Source organism: Pedobacter sp. 05T44 (genome assembly GCF_056395985.1).
The window spans coordinates 311551-335032 of record NZ_JBFTKO010000001.1 but is presented as its reverse complement, the minus strand read 5'-3'; the positions used below and the strand labels follow the sequence as shown (position 1 = coordinate 335032).

At 36.9% G+C, this 23482-nt stretch carries 19 protein-coding genes; 14 read left to right on the top strand and 5 right to left on the bottom strand.

Translation table 11 applies throughout. From position 1 onward, the window contains the following. Nucleotides 1-182 precede the first annotated feature (182 nt). Nucleotides 183-3326, top strand: coding sequence for a TonB-dependent receptor (locus AC1DDK_RS01300; protein WP_172660482.1), 3144 nt, complete (start codon nt 183-185; stop codon nt 3324-3326). Between the two features lie 160 nt (nt 3327-3486). Here the strand turns inward: AC1DDK_RS01300 and AC1DDK_RS01295 are convergent, their stop codons facing one another. Together AC1DDK_RS01295 and AC1DDK_RS01290 are read right to left on the bottom strand one after the other, a co-directional pair. Further along, on the bottom strand, nt 3487-3657 hold the full coding sequence (locus AC1DDK_RS01295; protein WP_288882277.1) for a hypothetical protein: 171 nt from the start codon (nt 3655-3657) through the stop codon (nt 3487-3489). Between the two features lie 44 nt (nt 3658-3701). Next, a complete protein-coding gene (locus tag AC1DDK_RS01290; RefSeq protein ID WP_288882394.1) occupies nt 3702-3944 on the bottom strand; it encodes a DUF6266 family protein in 243 nt (80 codons plus the stop codon). A 494-nt stretch (nt 3945-4438) separates the two neighbouring features. Between AC1DDK_RS01290 and AC1DDK_RS01285 the strand changes: the two genes are divergently transcribed. From AC1DDK_RS01285 to AC1DDK_RS01255, 7 genes are all read left to right on the top strand, one after another. Further along, nucleotides 4439-4621, top strand: coding sequence for a hypothetical protein (locus tag AC1DDK_RS01285; RefSeq protein ID WP_172663867.1), 183 nt, complete (start codon nt 4439-4441; stop codon nt 4619-4621). Nucleotides 4622-4783: 162 nt separating this feature from the next. Further along, on the top strand, nt 4784-5578 hold the full coding sequence (locus tag AC1DDK_RS01280) for a ThuA domain-containing protein (RefSeq protein ID WP_172663866.1): 795 nt from the start codon (nt 4784-4786) through the stop codon (nt 5576-5578). Between the two features lie 97 nt (nt 5579-5675). Further along, nucleotides 5676-6149: a hypothetical protein gene (locus AC1DDK_RS01275; RefSeq protein ID WP_288882279.1), complete on the top strand. Its 474-nt coding sequence runs from the start codon at nt 5676-5678 to the stop codon at nt 6147-6149. After that, nucleotides 6136-6930 carry an SDR family NAD(P)-dependent oxidoreductase gene (locus AC1DDK_RS01270; protein WP_337715216.1) on the top strand — a complete coding sequence of 265 codons (795 nt, stop codon included), beginning with the start codon at nt 6136-6138 and terminating at the stop codon, nt 6928-6930. The genes AC1DDK_RS01275 and AC1DDK_RS01270 overlap by 14 nt, the downstream gene beginning before the upstream one ends. 14 nt (nt 6931-6944) lie before the next feature. Beyond that, a complete protein-coding gene (locus AC1DDK_RS01265) occupies nt 6945-7928 on the top strand; it encodes an NAD-dependent epimerase/dehydratase family protein (protein WP_477633768.1) in 984 nt (327 codons plus the stop codon). Between the two features lie 31 nt (nt 7929-7959). After that, nucleotides 7960-9063, top strand: a complete 1104-nt coding sequence (locus tag AC1DDK_RS01260; RefSeq protein WP_246269748.1) for a sensor histidine kinase — start codon at nt 7960-7962, stop codon at nt 9061-9063. Further along, on the top strand, nt 9044-9811 hold the full coding sequence (locus AC1DDK_RS01255) for a LytR/AlgR family response regulator transcription factor (RefSeq protein WP_172663861.1): 768 nt from the start codon (nt 9044-9046) through the stop codon (nt 9809-9811). The genes AC1DDK_RS01260 and AC1DDK_RS01255 overlap by 20 nt, the downstream gene beginning before the upstream one ends. A gap of 8 nt (nt 9812-9819) precedes the next feature. Here the strand turns inward: AC1DDK_RS01255 and AC1DDK_RS01250 are convergent, their stop codons facing one another. Continuing rightward, nucleotides 9820-11259 (bottom strand): aminotransferase-like domain-containing protein, encoded by a 1440-nt coding sequence (locus tag AC1DDK_RS01250; protein ID WP_288882285.1) that lies wholly within the window; start codon nt 11257-11259, stop codon nt 9820-9822. 95 nt (nt 11260-11354) lie between these two features. On the opposite strand from AC1DDK_RS01250, the gene AC1DDK_RS01245 reads away from it, so the two are divergent. The 6 genes from AC1DDK_RS01245 (at nt 11355) to AC1DDK_RS01220 (ending at nt 19615) form a co-directional block, all read left to right on the top strand. Further along, nucleotides 11355-11861, top strand: a complete 507-nt coding sequence (locus AC1DDK_RS01245; RefSeq protein WP_477633767.1) for a GNAT family N-acetyltransferase — start codon at nt 11355-11357, stop codon at nt 11859-11861. Nucleotides 11862-11876: 15 nt separating this feature from the next. Further along, nucleotides 11877-12668, top strand: a complete 792-nt coding sequence (locus AC1DDK_RS01240; RefSeq protein WP_288882288.1) for a PhzF family phenazine biosynthesis protein — start codon at nt 11877-11879, stop codon at nt 12666-12668. 47 nt (nt 12669-12715) lie between these two features. Next, nucleotides 12716-14878, top strand: a complete 2163-nt coding sequence (locus AC1DDK_RS01235) for a S46 family peptidase (RefSeq protein WP_477633766.1) — start codon at nt 12716-12718, stop codon at nt 14876-14878. A gap of 459 nt (nt 14879-15337) precedes the next feature. Then, nucleotides 15338-17605, top strand: coding sequence for a GH92 family glycosyl hydrolase (locus tag AC1DDK_RS01230; RefSeq protein WP_477633765.1), 2268 nt, complete (start codon nt 15338-15340; stop codon nt 17603-17605). A 49-nt stretch (nt 17606-17654) separates the two neighbouring features. Beyond that, nucleotides 17655-18893 (top strand): L-fucose:H+ symporter permease, encoded by a 1239-nt coding sequence (gene fucP / locus AC1DDK_RS01225; RefSeq protein WP_172663856.1) that lies wholly within the window; start codon nt 17655-17657, stop codon nt 18891-18893. A gap of 26 nt (nt 18894-18919) precedes the next feature. Beyond that, nucleotides 18920-19615 carry an SGNH/GDSL hydrolase family protein gene (locus tag AC1DDK_RS01220; RefSeq protein ID WP_288882291.1) on the top strand — a complete coding sequence of 232 codons (696 nt, stop codon included), beginning with the start codon at nt 18920-18922 and terminating at the stop codon, nt 19613-19615. A gap of 131 nt (nt 19616-19746) precedes the next feature. On the opposite strand, the gene AC1DDK_RS01215 is transcribed toward AC1DDK_RS01220, so the two are convergent. Both AC1DDK_RS01215 and AC1DDK_RS01210 read right to left on the bottom strand, forming a co-directional pair. Continuing rightward, entirely contained in the window at nt 19747-20928 is a 1182-nt protein-coding gene (locus AC1DDK_RS01215) for an AIR synthase related protein (protein ID WP_172663854.1), read from the bottom strand. A gap of 140 nt (nt 20929-21068) precedes the next feature. Continuing rightward, entirely contained in the window at nt 21069-23255 is a 2187-nt protein-coding gene (locus AC1DDK_RS01210) for a glutamine synthetase III family protein (RefSeq protein ID WP_172663853.1), read from the bottom strand. Between the last annotated feature and the right edge of the window lie 227 nt (nt 23256-23482).

Here is a 23482-nt window from a genome sequence, read left to right as displayed (position 1 = left end):
GCCGGATAAAAACAATTGACTGATAAACTGTTGGTTATATATTTAATTCCTGTGTTAAATGTTGATAAGTTTTGACTTTATTAATAATTATTTAACATGAAAATTAAAGTGAGCATTAAATTAATATTTAAATTTGCCGCTATCATCAATTTTTGATGTTATTCATAAAAAAACAAAACAATATGAAGAAATCTTTACTATTTAAAATCGTAGTAATCGTTTTGGCATTTGTGGGGTCTATTTCTGCAGTTAATGCACAGGTAACTACATCTGCTATGAACGGTACAGTCAAAGACGCTAAAGGAGCTTTGCCTGGTGCTAGCGTTAAAGCTATACATGTACCAACGGGTACAGTATACTCTGTTTCTACCAACAACGACGGTAGATTTAGCATTGCAAATATGAGACCTGGTGGTCCGTATACTATTGAAGTAAACTATGTAGGCTTCCAAAAAGAAAGTGCTACTGATATTTATTTAAAGTTAGGTGATCCATATACTTTAAATGTAGTATTAAGTGATGACAGTAAAAATCTTGAAGAAGTAGTAGTATCTGGTAAAAAGGATGCAACTATGAATAGCAAGAGAACTGGTGCTGCTACAACCATTTCAAAAGAGCAAATTCAAAATTTACCTACTTTGAGCCGTAGTCTTCAGGATTTTACGCGTTTAACACCTCAGGCAAATGGTAACTCTTTCTCTGGATCAAGTACTCGTTACAACAGCATCAACATCGATGGTGCCATGAACAATGACATCTTTGGTATCGCAGGTTCACCGGCACCGGGTGGTTTAGCCAAAACTCAGCCTATTTCACTTGATGCTGTACAAGAGATTCAAGTTGTTTTAGCTCCTTACGATGTGAGCTATGGTAACTTTACAGGTGGTGGCATTAATGCCATTACCCGTTCAGGAACAAACAATGTAGAAGGATCAGCTTACTTTTTTGGTAGAAACCAGAAACTAGTAGGTAAAAACTTTGCAGGCGAGAAAGCAAACGACTTTTACAGAACTCAATACGGTTTCCGTTTAGGTGCTCCAATTGTTAAGAATAAATTATTCTTCTTTGTAAACGCTGAGCAAACCAGAGATAAAGTTCCTACATCATTTAATGTTGGTGATGCAAATGCTATGCTTTCAGCAACTGATGCCAATACATTAGCTGATTTTGTTAAAAAAACTTATGGCTATGATATTGGTAGCTTTGATAAAATTGATCAGGAAACTAAAAGTGATAAGATTTTTGCGCGCTTAGATTGGAATATCAACAGCAAAAACCAATTGACTTTGCGTCACAATTATATTAAAGCATCTGATGACAACCTTAGCAGAAGCCCTTCTTTCTTCCGGTTAGGAAACAATGGATATAAGTTTGCCAATACTCAAAACATCAGTGTATTGGAGTTAAGGTCTCAAATAAATTCAAGCCTATCAAATAATCTTATTGTGGGTTACTCAAGAATCAGAGATTCACGTGCTACAAATGGTGCTTTATTCCCTCAGGTAGAAATTCAGAACTGGGGCGGACAAGCAGGAAGCACACTTCAGTTCGGTTCAGAAAGAAGCTCTACAGCTAACTCACTTGATCAGGATGTGATTGAATTTACGGATAACTTGAAATTATTAGCTGGTAACCATACTTTTACTTTAGGTACGCACAACGAGTTTTTCAAATTCAGCAACTTGTTCGTAAATAACTACAGAGGTCGTTATCGTTTCAGTAATCTTGACAATTTCTACAATGATAAGCCGAACAATATAGATGTTACTTATCCTGCGATTGCGGGTACTGTTCCTGCTGCTGCATTTAAAGCAGCTCAATTAGGATTTTACTTCCAGGACGAAATCCAAGTAGATCCTACCTTCAGATTGACTGCGGGTTTAAGATTAGATGTTCCTTTATTCTTTGATAAACCCGCTGATAATCCAGCAGTTTCTGCCGCATTCCCAGGTTATGGAACAAGTAATTTACCAAGTGGACAAATTTTAGTTTCTCCTCGTATCGGATTTAACTGGGATGCAACTGGTGACAGAACAATTCAAATACGTGGTGGTAGTGGATTATTTACGGGGCGTGCTCCATTTGTATGGTTCTCTAACCAATATGGAAATACTGGTTTAGATTATAAATCTATTGCATTATCAGGAGCTGCTGCTAATAATGCTGGTTTTGAGCCTGATCCAAACAAACAATCTACAGTTGGGTCGGCTGGAAATACTTATCAGGTTAACTTAATGAGCCCAAGATTCAGAGTACCTCAGGTATTCCGTAATAACTTAGCTGCTGATTTTAAATTGCCTGGAGGTATGTTAGGTACTTTAGAGGCTATTTACTCTAAAACTGTGAACAACATTCTTTATAAAGATTTAAATGTTAAAGCAAAAGGGACTACTATAGATCCAGCCTTGAGCAATGGAAATGACTTGCGTCCTGCTTACTCAAATAGAGTAAATCCAACCTACACAGGTGCTTATCTTTTAGATAATACCAGTAGAGGCTATTCTTACAGTCTGACTGCTGAGTTAAAGAAAAACTTTTCTAACGGTTTATTCGCAACTGTAGCTTATAACTATGGCGAATCTAAAGATGTAAACTCTGGTGCTAGCAGTACTGCTCAGTCTAACTGGGAGTTTGTTCAGATCGTTAATGACGCTAATAATCCTGATCTTGTTTATTCAAACCAAGACATCCGTCATAGAATTTTAGGTAGCTTATCGTACGCTGTTAACTATGGTCGTCAAAAATCAAGTGGAACTACTTTCTCAGTATTCTATGCGGGTAGTTCAGGCGTTCCTTTTACCTACTTGTATAATGGTGATTTAAATGGTGATGGTGCTTTTGGTAATGATTTATTGTTTGTTCCAAGAACAATGAACGATATCAATATGGTGAAACTTGAAATCAAAGATGCAAAAGGTGTTGTTGTTAAAACCTATACTCCACAAGAGCAATGGGATGCATTAAATACCTACATCAATAACGATTCATACCTTAAAACAATAAGAGGCCAGTATGCAAAAAGAAATGGTGCTCGTTTACCTTGGCAACACCAGGTAGATCTTCGCGTAATGCAAGATATAGGTACCATGATTGGGTCAACTAAAAACCGCTTACAATTATCGTTTGATGTATTTAACTTCACCAACTTATTGAATAAGAAATGGGGTCGTCAATACAGCTATGGCAACCAGGCTTATCAGTTGATTTCGTATAACTCAGGCCTTAAAGGATTTAATTTCTCTCCTACAACTCCTGGTAATACGTCTACTGAATCTTTCGATTCAAGATGGCAAGGACAAATTGGAGTTAGATATTTGTTTAACTAAGAATTATAATCATAAACAAAAAAGGCTCCCAATTTAGGAGCCTTTTTTGTTTAAACAATGAATTATGCACTATAATGCCGTTATCGAACCCAAATATTGGCTGTTCGAGGCACTTAGCCTATCATCAGATACAAAGTACCCCAAGCGGTTCATTTCTCATTTACGGTATGACTTTTAAGATATCGCATCCTTTTATTCTTTGTGCACCACTATTATTAAAGCTCATTTCCTTACTGTTTGGGGCATAAGCCAAAAGCATTACACGATCAGAGTTTTCCTGCGGGATGTTATGTTGTACATCCCAATTAAATTTTAATCCTTCAGCTACCATTTCCACTGTAGGGTTAAATGCCAGTGATAGATCTTCTGTGCTAATTATGATTTTGAATAGTCGATTTCCACATCAGGAAGATAACCCTTTAAAGCATTTGGTTTGTTATATTCAATAGCCAGATTCTGATAATTTTTAGTCGTGCCCCTGGCTTCAGGGCCAAAACCTGTTTTAAGAAGTTGTTTCATTCCAGAAAAGAACTCATTTATGACTTTCATTTGCTGGCGATTGTTAAGTTGTTTGATTGTTGGTGGATTGTTGTTTCTCCGTTGGACCTTATAATTTATTGGCCATTAAGGTCATAGCATGTTACGGCACCTACTTTTTCCGATACACCCCCAAGGATGCCATTTTTAAGTTTACCCATTTTTTTATATCTGATTAAAGTTTAGTTGCAGGGACGCTTGGAAATATCCCAGAGTTAAATATAGATAAATATAATATTGCTTTAAGTGGTTAACTATTAGGTGGTTTGGGATGTTTTTGTAGGGCGTTGCTAGGGACTTAATAGGGGAATAGCCCTAGCATTGCCCTGTCAACAAGAATTTATCTTATACTGGAATTAGTACTTTAACATCATGGTTTACAGATGATTTAAATTTTTGCTTTTAGATAACAGCCATTTTGGGCTAATAGTTAAATTTCAATCAAATGACATTTAGCTATACCATTTCTCTTTTTTTTTACGTTATTACAACGAATAAGTTACAATTGGGATCAGTAAATTATTAGGAGGAGCTATATAATGTCTTTAGAAATTACAGAATCAGAAAAATTACAAATGACTACAAAAGAGTTTTTGAGTGAACATTCTTTTGAAGAAATACATGAGATGCTAGATAAGTTGTACAGTGGATGGGCAGGTCATGCAGCTGTTCAGGTTGAAACTGAAGAGCGACTTAAAACACTAATATTTTTCGATGAATTAAAACAGTTCTTCGAGAAAATAGAAGAAAGCAATTAGGGATATAATCCGCTAATAGTTATTTGTAATTAAAATTAGTAATTTGGATTTACAAGCTAAGTTCTTTTCAATTAAGGTAAGAACAAACGCCTCCAGACTGTGAATCGAATACATTCCTTTTTACTTACCCAAGTCTTGTTAAAATACGTGCTAATATGTAGCATGTTTTGTTTTCTTTTTTTGGCAGCTAATGCTCAAAACAAGCATCGTAAATTTAAAGTAATTGCATTTTATACCGGTAAAAATGATCAGGCTCACATAAGCTTTGTTCATGAAGCCAATAAATGGTTCCCAAGAATGGCAGAGGAGCGTAATTTCACTTATGATTCAACCAATAACTGGGACAATCTTAATGCAAGCTTTCTTTCAAAATATCAGGTGGTTATTTTTTTAGATACACGGCCTGATAAACCAGCGGAGCGACAAGCATTTGAAAATTATATGAAACACGGAGGGGCGTGGATGGGCTTTCACTTTTCGGCCTTTGCATTAACTCCGTCAGACTTTCCACAAAACTGGGATTGGTACCATAATGAATTTCTAGGCTCCGGATCTTATGGAAGCAATACCTGGCGACCAACGTCAGCTGTTCTTCGGGTCGAAGATAAAAAGCATCCTACCACAAAAAACTTACCTGATACATTCAACTCAGCCCCAAATGAGTGGTATAAATGGACAAATGACCTTACAAAGAACCCAAATATTAAAATACTATTGTCAATTGACAGCAGCAGCTTTCCTCTGGGTACAGGGCCTAAACCTTACGAGATATGGCATAGTGGTTATTATCCTGTAGCGTGGACAAATAAGAACTATAAAATGGTATATATGAATATGGGGCATAACGATATTGATTATGAACATACACCTCATAACAAGGATTTATCATTTACGTTTGATAACGAAGTTCAAAATAAACTGGTTCTTAACAGCTTAATTTGGCTCGGCAGTAAATAAGTACAATTCAAACCGAAATATCTACGCTTCATCAACTATTTGTCTTTTCCTGATTAACAGATCTACAGCTTTGTATAAGAAATAAGCTAATAGTGATATGTTAACAGGATGTCTTTTTGAAAATAGAGTAAGTGTCAGGATACTTGGCGATACTTCGGATTTGATTTCATTGCACAAAACTGTGCGTAGAATAACAGTGGTAATAGTTGATTATGAACTCAATGATACCAGCGTTTCTAATCTACTGGTAGATTTTTTAGAAAATATTGAAAAAGCAATTCATAAAAATCTGACTGTTTCTGAGGGCTTTGAAAGTTCATGGACAGAATTGCTAATGATTAGCCGGTTGTTAAGGCTATTATCTGGCTATGTGGTAACGGATGAGCTGGACGAAATCAATATGCTTCTCCTTGAATATATTATCGGAAAAACGATCTCGCCTGCAAATGAGCAGGAGTACATAGGGCTTAATAATTATATAGAGCAGGAATTTTTATGCGTAAACATTAAACAATTTATTAGAAGTTTTGACTGCATAATAAATAAAAAACACACCTATGAAAAACATTAGATATACATTAATTACCGGTGCCAGTTCAGGGTTAGGAAAAGAGTTTTCTATTCAGTGTGCGGCTGTGGGAATGAATATTATTATGGTTGCCCTTCCTGGAAGCAATATGACCTCGATTGCCGAAAACCTCGCGCTTGAATATCAAATAGAGGCTAAAGTGTTTGAATTTGATATAACCGATAGTATATTGCTCATAGAAAGGTTGAATTACATTATAGAAAATTTTGAGGTCGACTTTTTAATTAATAACGCGGGCATTGGTGGTACGGCTTCTATAACAGAAAGCTCCTTAGAAGCTATGGATAGAATTTTGCAGGTTAACATCAGAAGTATGGTTTCTATCACTCAAATGCTATTGCCTCATTTGTTAAAACAACAGAAAAGCCATATCATGAATATCTCTAGTATGGCTGCTTTTACGCCAATAGCTTATAAAACTGTATATCCAGCCTCAAAAGCGTTTATTTCTTCATTTTCATTGGGGTTAAGAGAGGAACTGCACGACACCAATTTGTCGGTTAGTGTGGTTTATCCGGGGCCGATAATGACAAATTCAGGGGTGTCCATAAGGATAATGGGGCAGGGTTCAAAAGGACGGATTGGTTTGTTAACTACAGCCGAGATTGTTCGTATTGCGCTAAAACAAACCATACTTAAAAAAGCGGTAATAATTCCGGGTTTATGGAATAAGATAAATCATAGGCTAATGGGGATTTTACCTATGGAGATGAAACTTAGAATCGTATCGCGCGCAGTCAAAAAAGAAATTGCAATTAAATAATATCCAAAAGAATAATGAAAGTTTTAATAACCGGTGGTAATGGCTTTTTAGGCTCAAATGTCGCTCGTGAATTGTTCAGGCGAGGTTATGAGGTTAAGCTGATGATGAGAGGTACCTCGGATGCTAATGTAATTTCTGATGTGCCATGCGAAATCTATCATGGTGATATCAGTAACCAGGATGAAGTATCTATGGCTGTAAAGGGCTGCGATTATGTAGTGCATACGGCGTCTATAACCCAACAATGGGCCGTAACTTTTAAAGAGTACGAATTAATTAATGTTAGAGGCACTATAAATGTAGTTAATGCTTGCCTGGAACATAATGTGAAAAAGCTAATCCACATTAGTACTGCAAACACTATAGGGCCAGGTAATAAAATTAAGCCGGCTAATGAATTGAACTCCTTTACACTGTTACATGTAAATTCAGGGTATATCAACAGTAAATACATTGCTCAGCAATATGTTTTGGAACAGGTTRAACGTAAAAACCTTCAGGCAATAATTGTAAACCCAACATTTATGATCGGGCAATTTGACGTAAAACCCAGTTCTGGTAAAATCATACTGCATGGTATAAACAAACGGTTGGTTTTTTATCCGCCAGGGGGTAAAAATTTTGTACACATTAATGATGTATGCGCAGGTATTGCTAATGCATTGGAGATAGGTAAAATAGGTGATTGTTACTTGCTGGCTGGGGAGAATTTAACTTATAAAGAGTTCTTTAAATTACTGAATGAGGTAGCTGGACAGGATCCTGCCATGGTACGCATACCTCAATTCGTTTTAAAAATGATAGGAATAATGGGTACATTGGTTGGAGTATTTAGCAAAACATCGGGTAAGCTGACGTATTCTTCGGCCTATATGCTGTGTTTATATAACTACTATTCGGGCAAAAAATCTGAACGGGAACTACTGGTAAAATACACCCCGATAGATAAGGCTATAGGTAGTGCATTAACATGGTTCAAAGAAAATAATTACTGTTGAGCTTACTACTATGTTGATTGGTTTTTTAATAATGCTGATAAGGATGAATCCGGCCAAAGTTGAACAGATTTTTCAGAATAAATATTTTAAATACGGTTTAAGGGTATTGGTGCTGTATGTTTTTAGCCTGATATTTAAATCTTTTGACCTTACGTTTCCGCACGAAGTTGGTTCATTCTTATTAAGAGGGCAGGCTTTTAGTTTGCTGTATATCATTTTCGGCTTATTTTCATGGGAGGGAGCAGCCAGGCTATCGAAATATATAGATAGGAATATTTTTAATAAAAGTGTTTCGTCTAAGCTGTTGCTTTTATGCATTAGCCTTTTGTTATATGGTCTGCTTGTAGCTTATTTGTTTGGGTTATGCTATTCTGTATTCGATATTGTATTATTTAAGCAATATGAAGCCTGGAATCATTTTGTGGCTTTTAGCTATGATTTGAATTTTGGTACTTTCATTTTCTACCTTTTAATACTTGCTTACAATGGTGTGGTTCTTTATTACAAGAACTGGAAGGAATCGCAGCTGAATGCAGAACGGTTAATGCGCGAGAATATCCAGGCTAAGTACGATGTGTTGAAAAGTCAGATAGATCCTCATTTTTTCTTTAACTCACTAAGTGTGCTTACAAATCTGGTATATAAAAGTCCGGATTTATCGGCCGAGTATATTACACAATTGGCTAAGAGTTACAGGTATATACTGGATAAGAAATTTGAAAATCTGGTAACCATTAAAACAGAACTGGAATTTTTAGAATCTTATTCTTTCCTGATCAGGATAAGGCATCAGAGCAGCATAGAATTCCATATAAACATTAGTGAAGAGGTAAAATGTACAGGTATGGTACCGCCGGCAACTTTGCAAATGCTGGTCGAAAATGCAGTAAAACATAATCGCTTTTCGGCCAATGACCCGCTACGTATTTGTATAAAAGACGAAGGTGAGTATCTTATTATTGCAAACGATCTGAGAAAACGTGCAAGTGTCCAGAATTCTATTGGTGTTGGTTTGGATAATATCAGTAAAAGGTACGAGCTAACAAGTGATAAAAGAATTACCATAACCGAAACAGATAATACATTTACAGTACGCGTACCAATAATACATAGTTATGAAGATTATAATATTTGAGGATGAGAGGCATAATGCCGAAAGGTTGATTCAACTTCTGCAAAAATGTTTGCCCGTGATTGATGTGGTGGCTATTATTGAGTCTGTTGAAGACGGTGTTAAATGGCTGGATGATCAGGCTAATACTGCTGATCTGATATTTATGGATATACAATTATCGGATGGTAATTGCTTTGAACTTTTTGAAAGGAGGGATGTTCAAATCCCTATTATTTTTACAACGGCGTACGACAGTTTTGCATTGCAGGCATTTAAGGTTTATAGTGTTGATTATTTGATGAAACCAATTGATGTAAAAGACCTTAAGCGGGCAATGGAGAAGTATGAATATTTTAAGCTTCCGGCTAATTCCGGGGTTAACATTTCTAAAATTGCAGAAGAGTTTTCCAAGCGGGAGAATACACGTTTTATAGGTAAAATTAACAATCAGCTTATTTATGTGAAAGCTAAGGATATTGCCCATATTTACTTTGCTGATGGGTTAACCTGGGCCACTACAATGACTGATCAAAAGATTCCATTGGATTATTCTTTAGATCAGATTGAGAAATTACTTGATAAGAACCTGTTTTTCAGAATCAACAGGAAACTGATTATTCATATTGATGCGATAAAAAAAATTACTACCTATTATAATAGCAGGTTTATTTTGCAGTTGTCGCCCGCTGTTGAGGTTGAGGCCATTATAAGCAGGGAAAGGGTAAACGGTTTTAAGGCCTGGCTTGAAGGACAAACCATTTCGTCGTAGTATTCGATTTAGCCCTTATTAACCAGCATCCCCAACAGCTTAATTTTCTTTTCCACTTCGTCGCTCCATTGAAGACTAAAACCTAACCTTAAGCAATTGTCGAATTGTTGTTTTAAACTAAACATTCGGCCTGGAGCAATACTTACGTTGTGTTTTATTGCACGTTCATACAAATCAAGTGTACTAACATCTTTATTCAGCTCTACCCATAAGAAATATCCTCCATCAGGTCTGCTTACCCGTGTGTTTTCGGGGAAATAATTGGCTATAGCGCTGCTATACTTCAGGCTGTTGTTATAAAGTATCTGGCGTATTTTTCTTAAATGATTCTCGTAACGTCCATTCTTTAGAAAATCTGCAACAACTTCTGATGTGATTGTGGTAGACGAAAGTGCGTGACTCGATTTTAACTTCATCACCTTGTCTTTAAACTTTCCTGGGGCAACCCAGCCTACTCTATAACCGGGCGCAAGTGTTTTAGATACAGAATTACAATAAAGCACTAATCCACTTTCGTCGTATGTTTTGCAGGTGGTTGGCCTGTTGGCTCCAAAATAAAGATCGCCATAAAGATCGTCTTCAATTAAAGGTACATTATAGTGCTCCAGTAATTTAACTACCTCTTTTTTATGCTCGGCAGGCATAGAAGAGCCGCAAGGGTTATTAAAGTTGCTAACCAATAGGCAAACCTTGATTTTGTTCGTCGTTAGCGCTTTTTTTAAAGCTTCAAGTTCTATGCCTGTAGTTGCATTTGTAGGGAGTTCCAGAACATTTAGCCCCATGGTTTGGGTGAGCTGAAGGATGCCAAAATAAGCAGGGCTTTCAATTGCTACCGTATCTCCCGGTTTTGTTGTGGCCAGTAAACAGTAAGCAACAGCGTTAATACAACCTGCGGTTGTTATAATATCTGTATCATCCAGATCGCCACCCCATGAAAGAGACCATTTGGCAACCTCTCTTCTAAGCTTGTCATTTCCTTGTACCTGGTCGTAAGCTGTACCGCTGCTATCAAGAGTTCTCATGGCTTGTATCATCCCCTTGTTTAATTTTGCGATAGGGAGAAGGCTTTTGTGAGGCACACCTAACGAAAGCAGTGTTATTTTTGGGTTTGCACTGTCTTGATGAACGCGGGTAATAAGATCGTCCTGACTATGCAGAACAGATCCGGACGAAGGTTTACTTGTTTCGGGTACGGCTAAACGTTTTTTAGGAGGTACGCAAACATAATACCCTGATCTTGGTCTGGTTTCAATAAGCGATCTGCTCTCCAATTCATAATAAGCCTGTGTAACGGTACTCATATTATGGCCTAGTTCTCTGCAGAGCATTCTTACGGATGGAAGCTTATCACCTGCTTTTAACACCTCATTCATAATTTGCTTTTCGATGCGGGCAGCAATTTGAAGATATAAGTATGGCTCTGATTTGGGGGCTTGCTTTAATTCCATAGTTTAAAACTGTATTGGTCAAATTTAATAAAATTGTATCTGTGTTGGTGTAATTATATTGTTGAATTTTGTGTTATTATTTTAACAGTACCGATATGACCATTTTACATAGCACCCAGGAAGACTTAGATTCTATTTTTAAAATTTATGATGATGCTACTGAGTATCAAAAGAAACAAACCATTAATTATTGGAAAGGCTTTGAAAGATCGCTTGTTAAAAAAGAGATTGATGAAAAGAGGCAGTACAAGATTATGGCGGATGGTGAAATAGCCTGTGTTTTTGTGATCAATTATGATGACCCGCTAATCTGGAAAGAAAGAAATGCAGATCCATCTATTTACATTCATCGCATTGCAACCAATCCGGCTTTTAGGGGTAGTTCTTTTGTGAAGCAAATTATAGAATGGGCCAAAGGTCATGCAAAAGAGACCGGTAAGGAATTTATAAGAATGGATACTACCAGTGGTAACGACAAGTTGAATAATTATTATTTTAAATGTGGCTTTGCTGATAAGGGAGTTACACTAATAGGGTTTGAAGAGRAACTGCCGGTTCACTACAGGGGTGGGAGCCTTAACCTGTTCGAAATTAAATTGTAAATCTAAACATAGAAGATGAAAAAAATAGAACTTTATCAGATCGATGCATTTACTGACCAGCTTTTTGGTGGTAATCCTGCATGTGTGGTTCCTCTTGAGTCGTGGCTACCAGATAGCCTCCTTTTAAAGATTACTAATGAAAATGCCGTTCCTGAAACTGCCTTTTTTGTGCCAGAGGGAGAGGCTTTCAGTTTAAGGTGGTTTACCCCAGAGCATGAGATGGATTTGTGTGGTCATGCAACTCTGGCTACTGCCCATGTTTTAAAAACGCTACTAAATTATCCGAACGACAAGATTATCTTTAATTCTAAAAGCGGACCATTAGAGGTTAAGATAGTTGATGAGCAGTACACTTTAAATTTCCCATCAAGAAAGCCCGAGCCGGCAGTGTTGCCCGAAATCATTTCTAAATCCTTAAATAAACAACCCAAAGAAGTACTTAAGTCAAGAGACTACATGCTGGTTTATGATAATGAGCAAGACATTAGAGATTTGGTGCCCGACAGAGAGATTCTGAATCAAATAAATCTTGAGCCAGGTGGTATTATTATAACCGCAAAAGGTGATAAGGTAGACTTTGTATCCCGTTTCTTCGTTCCTCAGGCAAGTATATTTGAAGATCCGGTTACCGGATCAGCGCATTGTTCATTAATTCCTTATTGGGCAGAAAAATTGGCGAAAACAGAGATGAGTGCCCTGCAGTTGTCAGACAGAATAGGGAAGCTTCAATGTATAAATGCAGGGGATAGGGTATTGATTAGCGGAACGGCTAAAACTTACTCAGCGGGTTTTTTCTTTATAGATTAACCCAGTTATTCATTAACTTTACAGCATAACTAACTAATTATTTCATCATGAAGAAAACAGTATATCTGCTGTTGTGTGCAATGGTATTTTCCTTTGTAAACACAGTAAAAKCAGATGAAGGGATGTGGATCCCTATGCTGATAGGTAAAAACTATGAGCAAATGAAAAAACAGGGCTTTAAATTGACTGCAAAAGACCTGTATAATGCAAATGGATCGAGTTTAAAGGACGCCATTGTTCATTTTGGTGGTTTCTGTACAGGTGAGATCGTATCTGATAAAGGTTTGATCTTTACTAATCACCACTGTGGTTATGATGCCATTGCATCGAATTCAACCGCTCAAAACAATATCCTTGATAACGGGTTTTACGCCAAAAACTATGGTGAAGAGAAACCAATTGATGGTTTGTTTGTCCGTTTTCTTCAAAGGATGGAAGATGTAACCCCTCAGGTTAACGAAGCAACAAAAGGCTTAAAAGGAGCAGAGAAAGCTGCTAAAATGCTTGAGGTATTTAATACCATTTCAAAAGCGGCTGTTACTGGCCCAACAATAGAAGCTAATGTAAAGGATTTTTATAAATCTAATCAGTTCATCCTTTTTGTTTATGAACGTTTTGATGATGTCCGTTTAGTAGGTGCACCGCCACAAAATATTGGTAAATATGGTGGTGATACTGACAATTGGGAATGGCCTCGCCAAACAGGAGACTTTTCTGTTTTCAGAGTATATGCTGCTAAAAATAATGCTCCTGCAAAATATTCAGCAGAAAATGTTCCTTTTAAACCAAAGAAATTCTTGCCGGTATCTATTAAAGGGGTAAAGAATGGTGATTTTTCAATTGTTTATGGATATCCTGGTCGTACAGATAGGTACTTAACTTCTTATGGAGTTGATCTGGCTACTGAAAAAGTAAGTCCTACCATCGTTAAGCTTCGTGATATTCGTTTGAAAGCATGGAAAGCAGAAATGGATAAAAGTGTTGAAACACGCTTAAAGTTGTCATCTAAATATGCCAATATTGCAAATTATTGGAAATATTATATCGGCCAGACTGAGCAGTTAAAGCGCTTAAAAGTTTCTGAATCTAAAAGAAAAGAGGAAAAGGCATTTACTGAATGGGCTGCTCAGAAAACTGAATTTGCCGGTTTAATGGAGCAGTATGATCAGATCTATAAAAGTATTGATCCGATATCTGTTCAACGTACTTACATTAATGAGGGTTTCTTAGCATCTGCATGGGTTCCAAATGCCATTTCAATTGGCAGAGCATGGAATGCAATGGATCAAAAGAAAGGTGATGATGCTTTTGCAACTCAGGTAAAGGGAGGTGTTGATAAAGCTATTGGAACTTATCAGGAAACATATAATGAAATTGCAGACAGGAAGATTTTTGCACAAATTCTTGCGTCTTTTTATAATGATGTTCCCRTAAAATCACAGCCTAAGTTCTTTAGCGAAATTGCTGAGAAATACTGGGCAGGAAATTCGGAAGCTACTTTCCAAAAGTATGCAGATTACCTTTGGGAGAATAGTAATTTTATTAAGCCAGAGAAATTAAAGGCATTTATGGCTTCTAATCCTTCTCTTGATGCCATTAAAAATGATCCTGGGTATAAGTATGCAGTAAATCTTTATCCTGCAGACTATGTTAAGGCCAACTTTGGGTCGATAGTTGCTGATTTTGAAAGTAAAAAGGAGGAACTGGACAACCTATATCTGAAAGCGATTTTAGAGAAAAATGCAGGGAAAATAATGTATCCTGATGCAAATTCAACGATGCGCCTTAGCTATGGTAATGTGCAGGACTATTCTCCAAAAGATGGTATTGTTTATAAGACAACAACTACCATTGACGGTGTTATGCAAAAATATATTCCTGGCGACAGTGAGTTTGATTTGCCAGCCAACCTGATCGAAAACTATAATAAAAAGAACTTTGGTCAGTATGGCAATGACGGAACTTTAACCGTTGGTTTTATTACCAATAATGACATCACCGGAGGTAATTCGGGGTCGCCGGTTATTAATGGTAATGGTGAACTGATCGGTTTAGCATTTGATGGTAACTGGGAAGCCATGAGCGGTGATATCGCTTTTGATAAACAGTTTAAACGTACCATATGTGTGGATGTACGCTATGTGTTATGGTGTATTGATGTGCTCGGCGGTGCTAAGAATTTGATTGAGGAATTAGATTTGAAAAAATAAGAGGAAAAAATGACACACTCTTTTCATCCTCGAATATTTGCTGAAGAGCAAAAATTCGCATGTCTTCAAAGAGGAATCATTTTTTCTGGAAAAGAGGATAGGAAGGAGCAGAAAGGAAGGAGTTTTATCTGAATCGATCGTCATCCTGAGTTTAGCTCAGGATCTCTCACAGACAAGTTCGCCATCTCGACCTGAGGAGAGATCTCTTGGTTATGTTAATTCAAGAGATCTCTCCTCAGGTCGAGATGACGGTAGCTTTAAAAACAATCTGCTATTGTTGATATTAAAAAAGGGACGGCTTGCATTTGCAAACCGTCCCTTTTTTAATTGCGGTTTATTGGTTTGCTATAAGGGTTTAGTAACATAAATAATGCTGTTTTTTATGGAATGAGTTTTATATCTTTAGCATTGCACACATTGTGAAAACTTAAGAACCAAACTTATAAACTAATCAGTATTATGTCCTTAATCTTTAATAGAACAATTACGTCCAAACTCAAGATTGCTTTTTCGGCAGCTTTGCTTTTTGGTCAGGGTATTGCCATGGCCCAGACGAACCAGTATGAGGGAACTGGTAACCTAAAATATGTGGATCCAATAATTGGTAATGTAGGTCAGCTTTTAGAACCTACCAGACCAACCGTACAACTTCCTAACCAAATGATAAGGATGTTTGCTCAACGACCTGATTATATGTCGGATCAGATTTCCAGTTTCCCTTTAAATGTTGTTTCACATAGGATGGGGCAGGTTTTTTCTATTAAACCAACTGTAAAGGATATAGAGGCATCTGATTGGAACAAAAAGATGACTTATGATCATGATCTGGAGATAAACCGCCCCTGGTATTATACTACCTGGTTGATTGATGAAGAAATAAAAGTTGAGTTTACTCCAGGAAAAAAGACGGGTATATTCAAATTTGAATATCCTGAAAACAGTGAAAAAGGATTGTTACTTGGTGTATATAATGGTGGTGAACATGAATATAAGTCAATTTCAAAAAGAGAAATAAGTGGTATAGAAACCTACAATGGAAATATTAAAGTTTACATGTATGGCGCTTTTAATACGGATGTTGTATTGGGTGGTTTAAAGGATGGTAAAGCTATAGTGGCCAATTCGGTAGATGAAAAGGACTTAAAAGCATGGGTTAGGTTTCCGAAAAATGCACCAAAAAATATTGAATTTAAATATGCCATTTCTTATGTCAGTGCAGAGCAGGCTAAGAAGAATTTCGACAATGAGTTGAAAAACTCAACCTTTKAGCAGCAAGTTAAAAAGGGAGAAGAAGCATGGTCGAAAGTAATCAATCAAATTAAAACAGTAGGAGKAACAGAAGCTCAAAAGCGTTCGTTCTATACTGCTTTATATCGTTGTTATGAGCGTATGGTTGATATTACTGAGGATGGCCAATATTATAGTGGTTATGATAAGCAGGTTCATAAAACTACGCGTCCGTTTTATGTAGACGATTGGTCGTGGGACACTTACCTTGCACATCACCCGCTTCGCACAATCCTTAACCCTGAACAGGAAGGTGACATGATGAACTCTTATGTAAACATGTATACGCAGAGTGGATGGGTACCTACATTTCCGTTGTTGTTTGGCGATAATCCATGCATGAATGGATTTCACTCATCAATTACCTTTCTTGATGCTTACCGTAAAGGAATAAAAAGCTTTGATGTTAATAAAGCTTATGAAGGGATGCTTAAAAATGCAAATGAAGCAACAATGCTACCATGGAAAAATGGTCCAAAAGGTGAACTCGAGGATTTTTACTATGAAAAAGGATATTTTCCATCCCTGAAAAAAGATGAAAAAGAAACTGTTACTAATGTGCATAGTTGGGAAAAACGCCAGGCTGTAGCAGTAACTTTAGGGCATAGCTATGATGACTGGGCTGTTGCGCAAATGGCCAAAGAGCTTGGAAAGGATCAGGATTACACCAAGTTTATAGCAAGAAGTAGTAACTATAAGAATTTATGGGATAGCAAAACTCAGATGTTTTTACCAAAAGATAAAGATGGTAACTGGGTAGATATAGATCCTAAGTTTGATGGCGGTATGGGCGGCAGAGACTATTATGATGAGAATAATGGCTGGACTTATTTATGGCAAGTGCAACAGGATGTTAAAGGCCTGATAGGATTGTTTGGTGGTGCAAAAAGCTTCGAGAATAAATTAGATCAGCTTTATAGAGAGCCGCTTGGTAGAAGTAAATATGAAAACTGGGCTAAGTTCCCGGATGCAACGGGTATGGTTGGTCAGTTCTCTATGGGGAATGAGCCGAGCTTTCACATCCCTTATTTATTTAATTACACGGCTTCGCCATGGAAAACTCAAAAACGCATCAGATTTCTTTTGGACACCTGGTTTAAAGACAATGTATTCGGTATTCCTGGTGATGAAGACGGTGGTGGTATGACAGCTTTTGTGGTATTCTCGTCGATGGGATTTTATCCCGTTACGCCAGGTATTCCGGTATATACAATCGGAAGTCCGGTATTCCAGAATGTTACAATAGAGCTTTCTAACGGAAAGAAATTTCAACTGATAGCAAACAACTGTTCAGTTGTAAATAAATATATTCAAAGTGCCAAGTTCAACGGACAAGTGCTAAATACACCATGGTTTACTCATGAGCAGTTAGTTGCGGGAGGAAAATTGGAACTTGAAATGGGAGCTAAGCCAAACAAGACCTGGGGAGTATCAAAATAAGTAACAGACAACCTAAACCAATAATAAATTAACCATTTATAACAAAATTATGAGCGAATTAAAAGTTAAAGCAGCCTTTACTGAGAAGAAATTCCTGGTAACGATAATATTTGTAACCTCCCTTTTTATGTTCTGGGGTATTGCAATTACAATGGCTGATGTGTTGAATAAACATTTTCAGCATACAATGAGTCTTTCCAAGTTCCAGTCTGCCTTTGTGCAGTTTGCAGTATTTGGTGCATATGCAGTGATGGGTATACCTGCCGGATTGTTTATGAAACGCTTCGGATACAAAAAAGGAGTCCTTTTAGGACTATCTCTTTTCGCGGCAGGAGCTTTCTTGTTTGTGCCAGCAGCTAATATCTCTTCCTTTGCTTTCTTTGGTATTGCATTGTTCATTGTGGGCTGCGGTTTATCAACATTAGAAACAGTTGCCCATCCGTTTGTTGCCTCTTTAGGAGACCAACGTACTAGTGATCTTCGTATAAATTTTGCTCAAACATTTAATGCGGTTGGAACTATGTTGGGGCCCGCAATAGGAAGTTATTTTTTACTAAGTAATAATGTTGAGGGTAGTACAGATCTTACCTCAGTAAAAATATTATATGCTGTTATTGGAACTGTTATTCTACTTGTTGCAGTTGCATTTTCTTTTGTTAAAATACCAGCTTTAATAGATCCACATGTTACAGCAGTAGATGAGAATGCCGTAAATGTTGATACCGCTCCTGATAAGAAGCTATTTGATCATAAGCATTTTGTATGGGCAGTAATAGCTCAATTTTTTAATGTTGCAGCCCAAGCCGGAACATGGGCATTCTTTATTAATTACGGACACGAAAAAATGGGCTTTACCGATTCTGAAGCAGGGTATTATATGGTGGTGTTTATGGGTATGATGCTTACAGGTCGTATTTTGGGTACCTTCTTAATGCGAGTAATCGCACCTAATAAGTTGCTGGCAATATTTGCTATTGGTAATATTCTAATGTGCGTTATAGTTGCTCAAAGCTTTGGATGGGTATCTTTTGTTGCGCTTCTTATGATCAACTTTTTCTTTAGTATCATGTTTCCTACTATTTTTAGTCTTGGGCTTAAAAATCTTGGTGCACGTACACAACAAGCTTCTTCATTTATATCAATGGGAGTTGTTGGAGGCGCATTTTTCCCTTTTATAATGGGAGCGGTGGCTGACAGTGCAGGAATTGCACATGCATATTATACACCAATAATCTGTTATATTGTGATCTTTATGTTTGCTTATAAATTCTATAAGGTAAAACACTAGAAAATAACTTTAACCAAATGAATAGTATGAAAATAACTTCTAAAAAATGGCTGATCATTCCAGCCATTTTACTCTCCATTCAATTTTCTCAGGCACAGGACTGGGCTAATCTAAAAAGATATCAGGAAGAGAATTCGAAGCTCAGTGCACCTGCTAAAAATGAAAATAGAGTTGTTTTTATGGGTAATTCAATTACTGAGGGATGGAAGAACAATCGGCCTGAATTTTTTTCCAGCAGACCTTATATTGGTCGTGGGATTAGTGGGCAGACTACACCACAGATGCTCATCAGGTTTCATCAGGATGTGGTTGCGCTAAAACCTAAAGTAGTTGTGATGCTCTGCGGAATCAATGATATTGCTGGTAATACAGGTCCTTCGACTCTGGAAATGATTGAAGACAACATCACTGCTATGACCGAAATTGCAAGAGCAAATAAGATTAAGGTGGTACTTTCTTCTGTGTTACCTGCTTTCGCCTTCCCATGGAAACCGGGGGTGGAACCTGCTGATAAAGTGATTGAATTAAATAAATGGATTAAAGCTTATGCTGAAAAAAATGAATTCATTTATGTAGATTATTTCTCTGCGATGAAAGATGAAAGAAATGGCTTGCCGAAAAGCTTAGCTGAAGATGGTATTCATCCTAATAAAGCTGGTTACGCAATTATGGAGCCGCTTGTTGAGCAAGGTATTGCAAAAGCGCTAAAGCAAAAGAAATAAAGCATTGTTTATAACTTGTTTGAACTTTCGCCATCTCGAACATTGTGATCTCATTGCTGATTCTTTATGTACTAAAAAGGGTGTACCATGATTATGATACACCCTTTTAGGTCTATTACTAAGCTTATATGTTAATTATAAACAAACTCGCCATTTTCCGAAACAATTGTTACTTGTTTTTGGGTAGAACCCTCTACGCGACCAATAATTTGAGCATCAATATTAAAGCTTTTAGAGATGGCAATGATGTCTTCAGCTATTTCAGCCGGAACATATAATTCCATGCGGTGGCCCATATTAAATACCTTATACATTTCTTTCCAATCTGTACCAGACTCTTCCTGTATTAAACGGAACAGGGGAGGAATAGGAAATAAATTATCTTTTATGATATGAACATTGTTATTAACAAAGTGAAGCACTTTAGTTTGTGCGCCACCGCTGCAATGAACGATACCATGAATTTGAGGCCTGTGACTTTCTAATACCTTTTTTATAACAGGAGCATAAGTGCGTGTAGGTGATAATACCAGTTTGCCGGCAGTTACTTCCGTTTGGTCATCAATTTTAATCGGATCGGTTAGTTTCTTTCCACCAGAAAATACCAAATCAAAAGGAACAGCAGGATCAAAACTTTCAGGATAACTGTTTGCTACAGATTTATCGAATACATCATGACGAGCAGAGGTAAGTCCGTTAGATCCCATACCGCCATTATATTCTGTTTCATAGCTGGCTTGTCCATATGAAGATAGGCCAACGATTACATCACCGGCCTGTATTTTGTCGTTGCTGATGATTTTTTCACGTTCAATACGACATGTTACTGTTGAATCAACAATGATTGTACGTACCAGATCACCTACATCGGCAGTTTCGCCACCAGTTGAGTAAATAGAGATGCCCTGAGACCTAAGCTCAGCTAAAATCTCTTCAGTGCCATTAATAATGGCAGCAATTACTTCACCAGGGATCAGGTTTTTATTACGACCAATTGTTGATGACAATAAAATATTGTCGGTAGCCCCAACACAGATCAAATCATCAATATTCATAATGATTGCATCCTGAGCAATGCCTTTCCAAACAGAAATATCACCGGTTTCTTTCCAGTAAACATAAGCCAATGAAGATTTTGTACCTGCACCGTCAGCATGCATTATGTTGCAAAAAGCCTCGTCGTTGCCTAAAATATCAGGGATGATCTTACAGAAAGCCTGCGGAAAAATACCTTTATCTATGTTTTTGATGGCTTGGTGCACATCTTCTTTCGAGGCAGAAACGCCACGCTGGTTGTACCTGTTATCACTCATGTTGTTGCAAAGATAGGGAAACCCCTTAATGTTAAAACTTTAATGTAGAAAAAAAACATACTAACTAATAAAAAAATAACCCCTACTAATTAAAGCAGAGGTTATAAAACTAAAAAATAGTTGGTTATTAGGAGTTTGGTTTATTTTATAAACAATAATTCCCTGAACTTAGGTAGAGGCCATACGCTGTCATCTACGATTTGTTCTAATTTATCTGTATGGTAACGAATAGTATCGAAGTAAGATTTTACTTTCTCATCGTAGCTGATCGCTTTCTCACGTGAATCTTCAATTGCATTTACTTTTTTACGTTGCTCAAGCATTGCGTCAATGCTGGTTTTAACGATATTTAAGTGCTCAGATACTTTGTTGATGATAGAAAGTGGAGTTGCTAATGCATCACCTGATAAGCCAAGTTCTTTTAATCCTTTAGCATTTTCGATTAACGAATTTTGGTAAGCAATAGCGGCAGGAATGATCATACTGTTTGTTACTTCACCCATTACTCTTGCTTCGATTTGAAGTTTTTTGTAATAGCTTTCTAACAAGATCTCATGACGGGCATGTAACTCACGCTCATTAAAGATGTTGAGTTTAGTAAATAACTCAGTAGATTTTTCACTTACGTAAGCATCTAAAGCAACTGGAGTAGTTTTGATGTTTGATAAACCGCGTTTAGCAGCTTCTTCAGCCCACTCATCGCTGTAACCATTTCCTTCAAAACGGATATCTTTAGATTCTTTGATGTATTTTTTAAGAATAGTTAACAATGCAACATCTTTTTTCTCGCCTTTTTTGATCAGTTTATCAACTTCAGTTTTGAATTTGATCAATTGATCAGCTACGATTGTGTTTAACACAGTCATAGGAGCAGAAGAGTTAGCAGAAGAACCTACAGCTCTTAACTCAAATTTATTACCTGTAAAGGCAAAAGGAGAAGTACGGTTACGGTCAGTATTGTCTAACAAGATCTGAGGGATCTTAGGAATACCTAACCATAAAGAATCTTCATTTTTAACTTTTTTAATGATGCTTCTTGATGATTCGATCTCGTCTAATACCTCAGCTAATTGAGAACCAAGGAAGATAGAGATGATTGCAGGAGGAGCTTCATTAGCACCTAAACGGTGATCGTTGCTTACTGAAGCAATACTTGCTCTCAATAAATCAGCATGCTCATGAACAGCTTTGATAGTGTTAACAAAGAATGTTAAGAACATCAAGTTGTTTTTCGGAGTTTTTCCTGGAGATAATAAGTTTTTACCAGTGTCAGTAATTAATGACCAGTTGTTGTGTTTACCTGATCCGTTGATACCAGCATATGGTTTTTCATGTAAAAGAACTTTAAAGTTATGTCTTAAAGCAACTTTTTCCATTAAGTCCATTAACAATTGGTTATGATCAATTGCAAGGTTGATTTCTTCATAAATAGGAGCACACTCAAATTGAGAAGGAGCAACCTCATTATGACGGGTTTTCAAAGGAATACCTAATTTTAAAGCTTCATTTTCGAAATCAACCATGTAGGTGAATACACGCTCAGGAATAGATCCGAAATAATGATCTTCTAATTGCTGTCCTTTTGCAGACATATGACCGAACAAAGTACGTCCGGTTAATGCTAAATCCGGACGAGCATTATATAATGCAAGGTCAACAAGGAAATATTCTTGTTCAATACCTAAAGATGCATTTACTTTAGTGATGCTTTTATCGAAATACTGACAAACGTCAACAGCAGCTTTATCCATAGCAGCAAGTGCTTTTAATAAAGGAGCTTTGTAATCTAGTGCTTCACCGGTATAAGAAACAAATACAGTTGGGATACAAAGTGTTTTACCAGCTTTGCTTTCCATAATGAATGCTGGAGAAGAAGGGTCCCATGCAGTATATCCGCGTGCTTCGAAAGTATTACGGATACCACCATTAGGGAAGCTTGATGCATCTGGTTCTTGTTGAACTAGCGCACTACCTGCGAAATTCTCAATTGCGCCATCGCTGCTAGGCTCAAAAAATGAATCATGTTTCTCAGCTGTAGTGCCGGTTAATGGTTGAAACCAGTGGGTATAGTGAGTAGCGCCTTTAGCCATTGCCCAGCCTTTCATAGCCGTTGCGATGTGGTTGGCATCTTCATGATTAATTAGTTCGCCCGATTCAATCGATGCCACTAATTTCTGATAAACCTCTTTTGACAAGAAATCTTTCATTTTTCTTTTGTCAAAAACATTAACGCCAAAAAAATCAGAAATTTTAGTCGAAGGTGACTTTACCTCTGGTGAAATTCTTGTCTGCGCTTCTTTTAATGCAATTGTTCTTAAGCTTTTCATTTATTTGTTTAAAATTTTATCAAAAATAGGATTATTAATTAATAATTTCCATCAAATTGTGTGTAAAAATACAAATGTTAGCAAATTTTAACATAAAATTTACGCTTTTTAGATGAAAATCAGTTTTTAAGAAGAAAAATAAGTTGAAGAGGCGGCTTATTTATTTGGAAGGTTAAGTCTGTCTCTCGAAGGGTAAATATACAGTTTGTTCATTTATTTTTATATTT

Excerpts from the sequence above, each read along its gene's own strand:
- AC1DDK_RS01300 (WP_172660482.1), top strand. The coding sequence starts at position 183 with ATGAAGAAATCTTTACTATTTAAAATCGTAGTAATCGTTTTGGCATTT.
- AC1DDK_RS01295 (WP_288882277.1), bottom strand. The coding sequence starts at position 3,657 with ATGGTAGCTGAAGGATTAAAATTTAATTGGGATGTACAACATAACATC.
- AC1DDK_RS01285 (WP_172663867.1), top strand. The coding sequence starts at position 4,439 with ATGACTACAAAAGAGTTTTTGAGTGAACATTCTTTTGAAGAAATACAT.
- AC1DDK_RS01280 (WP_172663866.1), top strand. The coding sequence starts at position 4,784 with ATGTTTTGTTTTCTTTTTTTGGCAGCTAATGCTCAAAACAAGCATCGT.
- AC1DDK_RS01275 (WP_288882279.1), top strand. The coding sequence starts at position 5,676 with ATGTTAACAGGATGTCTTTTTGAAAATAGAGTAAGTGTCAGGATACTT.
- AC1DDK_RS01270 (WP_337715216.1), top strand. The coding sequence starts at position 6,136 with ATGAAAAACATTAGATATACATTAATTACCGGTGCCAGTTCAGGGTTA.
- AC1DDK_RS01260 (WP_246269748.1), top strand. The coding sequence starts at position 7,960 with ATGCTGATAAGGATGAATCCGGCCAAAGTTGAACAGATTTTTCAGAAT.
- AC1DDK_RS01255 (WP_172663861.1), top strand. The coding sequence starts at position 9,044 with ATGAAGATTATAATATTTGAGGATGAGAGGCATAATGCCGAAAGGTTG.
- AC1DDK_RS01250 (WP_288882285.1), bottom strand. The coding sequence starts at position 11,259 with ATGGAATTAAAGCAAGCCCCCAAATCAGAGCCATACTTATATCTTCAA.
- AC1DDK_RS01240 (WP_288882288.1), top strand. The coding sequence starts at position 11,877 with ATGAAAAAAATAGAACTTTATCAGATCGATGCATTTACTGACCAGCTT.
- fucP (WP_172663856.1), top strand. The coding sequence starts at position 17,655 with ATGAGCGAATTAAAAGTTAAAGCAGCCTTTACTGAGAAGAAATTCCTG.
- AC1DDK_RS01220 (WP_288882291.1), top strand. The coding sequence starts at position 18,920 with ATGAAAATAACTTCTAAAAAATGGCTGATCATTCCAGCCATTTTACTC.
- AC1DDK_RS01215 (WP_172663854.1), bottom strand. The coding sequence starts at position 20,928 with ATGAGTGATAACAGGTACAACCAGCGTGGCGTTTCTGCCTCGAAAGAA.
- AC1DDK_RS01210 (WP_172663853.1), bottom strand. The coding sequence starts at position 23,255 with ATGAAAAGCTTAAGAACAATTGCATTAAAAGAAGCGCAGACAAGAATT.